The organism is Pseudopedobacter sp. (assembly GCF_040392825.1).
Classification (GTDB): domain Bacteria; phylum Bacteroidota; class Bacteroidia; order Sphingobacteriales; family Sphingobacteriaceae; genus Pseudopedobacter.
This window is the reverse complement of the sequence record NZ_JBEBVH010000258.1, coordinates 1-5,553: the sequence shown is the minus strand read 5'-3', so window position 1 is coordinate 5,553 and position 5,553 is coordinate 1. Positions and strand designations below refer to the sequence as shown.

General features: G+C 36.8%; 4 protein-coding genes. 1 reads left to right on the top strand and 3 read right to left on the bottom strand.

Features of this window, described 5'->3' with window-relative positions; genetic code table 11:
• From ABWO41_RS14895 to ABWO41_RS14885, 3 genes are all read right to left on the bottom strand, one after another.
• The coding region (locus ABWO41_RS14895; protein WP_353139748.1) for an HD family phosphohydrolase at positions 1-1,753 on the bottom strand (1,753 nt) is incomplete at its 3' end.
• A gap of 53 nt (positions 1,754-1,806) precedes the next feature.
• The gene (locus ABWO41_RS14890) at positions 1,807-3,705 is read right to left on the bottom strand and encodes a sodium/solute symporter (RefSeq protein WP_353139745.1); all 1,899 of its coding nucleotides are present in this window, start codon (positions 3,703-3,705) and stop codon (positions 1,807-1,809) included.
• Entirely contained in the window at positions 3,702-3,998 is a 297-nt protein-coding gene (locus ABWO41_RS14885) for a DUF485 domain-containing protein (protein WP_132225756.1), read from the bottom strand. The genes ABWO41_RS14890 and ABWO41_RS14885 overlap by 4 nt, the downstream gene beginning before the upstream one ends.
• A 253-nt stretch (positions 3,999-4,251) precedes the next feature.
• Here ABWO41_RS14885 and ABWO41_RS14880 point away from each other — a divergent pair, with 253 nt between their 5' ends.
• The gene (locus ABWO41_RS14880; protein WP_353139751.1) at positions 4,252-5,427 is read left to right on the top strand and encodes an acetyl-CoA C-acyltransferase; all 1,176 of its coding nucleotides are present in this window, start codon (positions 4,252-4,254) and stop codon (positions 5,425-5,427) included.
• The last annotated feature ends 126 nt before the right edge of the window (positions 5,428-5,553 follow it).

Genomic DNA, 5,553 nt, shown 5'->3' with positions numbered 1-5,553 from the left:
CTACGCGGGTAGTTCCATGATGTGATTTGATAAAATCGATGATCTCTTCAGGCAAACCTGCTTTCCGAGCCATCTCCATACCTTTAGGAACATGCGCAATAATAATTTGAGCACTTTGCTCAAAAGTCAGTCCATCATGCGGATTATATCCTTTGGTCTGGTTCTCTATAAAGTATTGAGGATTCATGATCTTACCAATATCATGATACAAAGCACCCGCGCGAATTAACAAGGTGTTTCCTCCTATTTTATACATTGCTGCCTCAGCTAAGTTAGCTACCTGCAGAGAGTGCTGAAATGTACCTGGAGCTTTGTATGACATTTCACGCAATAAGCGGGAATTCGTATTGGTTAACTCCATCAACGTTACGTCGGACGTAATTCCAAAAAAACGTTCAAAGGCATAAATCAATGGATAAGCCAATAAAGTAAGGAGCACACTCACAGCAAAAGGAACAAAATCTAACCAGCGAACTTCATCCACAGACCCGTTGCGTATTAATACCATCCCTAAATAAGCAACGAAATAGGTACCCAAAATAAATATAGATGAAAGCAAAAACTGCTCACGTTTTACCAATGTTTTTATACTGTAGATAGCTACCATCCCAGCAGTTAACTGCAAGAACACGAATTCAAAGCTATTAGGAACAAAATAAGCAGCGACCAATACCATTAATAGGTGAATGTTGAGTGCCATCCGTGTATCAAATAGAACTCGGATAATTATTGGTACTATACAGAATGGTATAAAATAAAGACTCGGAAGCCTGATATTAACCGACCAGGATAGTAAAACCAACATGGAGGTTACCACGAACAAAATCAACGTTAACAAACGATTATCATCAAATATATCTTTCCTAAATAAATACAAGAAAGTCATTAGAAGAATAATGATTAGTCCGACAATTAATACCTGCCCTAATACCACAACCGATATATCGCCACCAATACGCGCCTCCTCCTCATACGCCACTCGTAAAGACTCTATCTTTTGATAAGCCTCATTATTGATAGTAGAACCTTCGGAGATAATTAACTCTCCTTTCTGAACCATTCCTCTCGTTGTAGAAATATTTGCTAAAGCATCAGCCTCAAGCTTATTGGTAAGCTGCTCGTTAAAAAGATAATTATTCTGTATATAATCAGGTATAAGCTTTTTCAACCATTCCTTCTCTACAATTTTATTATTTGCATTGATAGCTTCATCAATATACTGCAAGGCCTTCTCTTGTGTAAAAACATCTGCCGTATTTTTCTGAGTAGAAACATTATCCGTGAGTAAAGTAAGGTTGTAATTATCGCCCTCAACTTGAAATTTCTTAGTAGGCGACATTACTCCATCCGAATAAATTTTCTGAAGAATTGCCGTGGCAAACTGATTGTAAACAGGTTCCTGATCCTGATCAAAAGTTGTATTTCGCCATTTGGTCTCCAAATCTGCCTGCATTCTGGCTATCTGATTTTCTGCAATCTGGGATTGAAAATTATAGATTGGATTGATTGACTGTAAAACATCATCGCGATCGTTATTAATCTCCTCCTGTGTTTTTAGAATAGCAAAGTTATAGGGCGACACAAGATCCTCATGCATCCAAACTTTTCCTTTCTCAAACTCAAAGCGAAACCTTGGATGTTTAGGTAAGAAAAATGCAATCACACCAATGCATAAAATCATCAATCCGTATTTGAAAAATTGCGGATACTGACTAAATAAATTGATTCGATATGTTGATGCAGAACGATTCACGGGCGATTGTTTAATTCAAAATTAAGATTTCTAAAGACAATACACCCTATTCATCATTTAATATTTTTTTTAAAAGATGAAATAAGAAATAAGGTCAATGCAGATAATGGGAAGGAAATTATAGCTGGATTTTCCAATTGATGTATAGCATCTATAGGGTTTAAACCATAAAGAGCCCACATAGATGGAGATGTTAAAATAATAGCCAACGATGAAACAATACCCATTACAATCGACCAAGAAATCCCTTTGGCAGTTGTTTTTTTCCAGAATAGAAGAAACAATATCGCTGGTAAATTAGCTGATGCTGCTATGGCAAAAGCCCAACCAACAAGGAAAGAAACGTTCATACCTTTAAAGGAAACCCCTAAAGCTATAGCAAATAAACCAACAACAATAGCGGCAATCTTCCCGGCTTTTACTTTATTTACATCGCTTAAATTTTTATTAAAATAACCATCTAAAAGATCATGAGCAATTGCTCCTGAAGATGCAACAAGCAATCCGGCAACCGTTCCTAAAACAGTTGCAAATGCAATGGCCGAGATAACTGAAAAAAGTACTACTCCAAAAGCTCTTGCCAAAAGCGGAGCTGCCATATTGCTTGATTCAACATCCATAACACCATTCGTTGCTGCACCTAAACCCATAAATAATGTCAGTATATAGAAAGTGCCAATTGCTGCAATTGCAAGAATAGTTGATTTCCGGGCATCCCTTGGAGAATGCACAGTATAATACCGTATCAAAATATGCGGCAAAGCAGCAGTGCCTAAAAACAGAGCCAGCATTAATGAAACAAAATCCATTTTACTCCATAAACTTGCACCTTTACCAATCTTATATTTTAAGCCTGGTAAAAGAAAATCTTTACCCTCAATTTCATTTTGATAAAATAAAGATACATTTCCATTATTATCCAGGAACTTCACATTTGTAAATCGAACAACTGTACTCTCTTTAATAATATTCAAATATTCAAAGGGTCCTACAGGACCTGTTTTATCAACCTCTTTGCCATTAACAATTATCTTACTTAAGTGGCCAACCTGATAAAAATTACCGTTTTCTTTTGGCTCTCCGTTATAAAGCTGAGTTCCATTTTCATCTTCTGTAATCGATAATACTTCTTTTAATACATAGCGATTATCCGATTGTACAAGATCAAACCATCTGGATACACCATCTTTCTCAAGATTCACAAACTCTTTCCCCTGTACCTCAGTTTGGGTTATTACATTCCAATTCTCTACCCTTTCTACCTTACCGTCTTTTATCTCCGGCGAGAGCTCTAAAAATTCATGATAGGCTTGATTTTTATGATCTGGATTTAAGGTAAAACCATTCTTCAGAATATATATGGTTAAAATAGTTGATAGTACTATCAATAGCCCGCCCTTTAAGAACTGAACATAGGTTGTAGATGTCATTCCTGCTGTGGCAACAATAACAATAACGATAATACCTACTAAAAATACACCTACCCAATGAGGTAAGCCCAATAATGGAGTCACCAAATCACCTGCTCCAACCATTTGAGGGATTAGGTAAAAGATGGAAACAATTAACGTACTGATAGATGCAGTCAACGTAACCAGCCTTGATTTAAAGGTTGAGTTTAGAGCATCAGAAAAGGTATACTTTCCTAATTTCTTAAAAGGTTCGGCTACTAAAAAGAGAGCAACCATCCACCCGGCTAAAAAACCAATAGCATATAAAAAGCCATCAAAACCAGAAACGGCAATCATTCCGCAAATTCCTAAAAAGGATGCTGCAGACAAATAATCTCCTGCAAATGCTACCCCATTGATTGACCAATGAATTTGTCCACCTGCGGCATAGTACGATGAGGCAGATTTAGTCTTCCTTCCAAAATAAAACGAAAGGCCTAATACCAAACCTACAAATACAATAAAAAAGAACAATGCAGTATAAGAGATCCCATAAATCATAATTCAACCTCCTTCCCTTCCATTTCCTTTTCCATTTGATCTTCATAGCGCGAGCAGAAAAAATTATAAAGAATCCCCAATAGTACAGCAAAAACGATCAAACCAATACCATAAAGGGTCGCTAAATTCAACCCTCCAAGGGTTTCAATAGCTAATAATTCATAATTAATTACCCCTATAGCCACAAAGCCTCCATAGAGGATGAAGTAAATAAAGAAAAAAATAATTCCTAAGCGCGCTTTTTTCTTTGAAGCATAATCAGGTTTGTGAGAAATAGAAGGTTTGTGAATCATAAAATCGGTTAAAACTGGTTAAAAGAAAGCAGAAGACTGAACGTTTTATAATTAAAACTTCATAAACTCTTCAGATTGCAAAACCAAATTGACAAAAAATTCGATATTTACAAAATTCCGAAGAAATTTAAATACTACAGAAAGCCGAAAACCTCCAATGGCAATATTTTGTTATACATTTGTTATAAATAGCAACTAACGAATTGTAACAAACACCATTACCTCCACAAAAAGCAAAAAATACAATATGTCAATCCAGGAAGTATTTATTGTATCGGCCGTAAGAACTCCCATTGGAAGCTTTGGTGGAAAACTATCTGCTCTATCTGCTACAGAATTAGCTGGTAAGGCAATCACTGAAGCTGTTAAGCGTGCAAACATTAATCCCGGCCAAGTCGAAGAAATTTATTTAGGAAACGTACTATCTGCAAATTTAGGACAAGCTCCCGCCACACAGGCAGCAAAGTTTGCTGGCTTAGCAGATATCCCTGCAACTACCGTAAATAAAGTTTGTGCATCAGGTATGAAAGCCATTATGTTAGCTGCACAAAGCATTTCTTTAGGGCAAAACGACATAGTAGTAGCCGCTGGCACAGAAAGCATGAGTAATGTCCCATATTATTTAGATAAGGCAAGAACAGGCTATCGCTTAGGAAACAGTGAACTAATAGATGGATTAGTAAAAGACGGTCTATGGGATGTCTATAACGACTACCATATGGGTTCCGCAGCCGAACTTTGTGCGAGCGAATGTAATATATCTCGCGAAGATCAGGATGCTTATGCAATTGAGTCTTACAAAAGAGCTCAACGTGCTTCTAAAGATGGAAAGTTTAAAAAAGAGATCGTTCCCATTGAGATTGTTGGGCGTAAAGGAGAGATCACCATTATTGACGAAGACGAAGAAATATACAATGTTAACTTTGAGAAAATTCCTGCATTAAAACCAGTTTTTCAAAAAGAAGGTACAGTAACAGCTGCTAATGCATCAACCTTAAATGATGGCGCAGCAGCCCTGATATTAATGAGTAAGCAAAAATTAGAAGAACTTGGCTTAAAGCCCATTGCGCGAATATTAAGCTATGCAGATGCACAACAAGCTCCGGAATGGTTTACAACAGCACCTTCCAAAGCAATACCAAAAGCATTGAAGCTAGCGAACATTGAAAGCAAGGATGTAGATTATTATGAAATCAACGAAGCTTTCTCGGTAGTTTCTTTAACTAACAACAAATTATTAAATTTGTCGGATGAAAGGGTCAATGTTAATGGGGGTGCAGTTGCGATGGGACATCCCTTAGGCGCTTCAGGTGCAAGAATAGTCGTTACACTATTGAATGTGCTTGAACAGAATAAAGGCCGAATAGGAGTCGCAGGGATCTGTAATGGTGGCGGTGGCGCCAGCTCAATTGTAATTGAGAATCTATAAAATATCAATCCGTACTTATCTTATTAAATGAATAAATTTATTTTTATTTTCTTCTTACTAGGGAATTATGCGCTTGCTCAAACACCCAAACCGATAACTTTAGAGGGTTCTAAAAAGATAACTCTG

Excerpts from the sequence above, each read along its gene's own strand:
- ABWO41_RS14890 (WP_353139745.1), bottom strand. The coding sequence starts at position 3,705 with ATGATTTATGGGATCTCTTATACTGCATTGTTCTTTTTTATTGTATTT.
- ABWO41_RS14885 (WP_132225756.1), bottom strand. The coding sequence starts at position 3,998 with ATGATTCACAAACCTTCTATTTCTCACAAACCTGATTATGCTTCAAAG.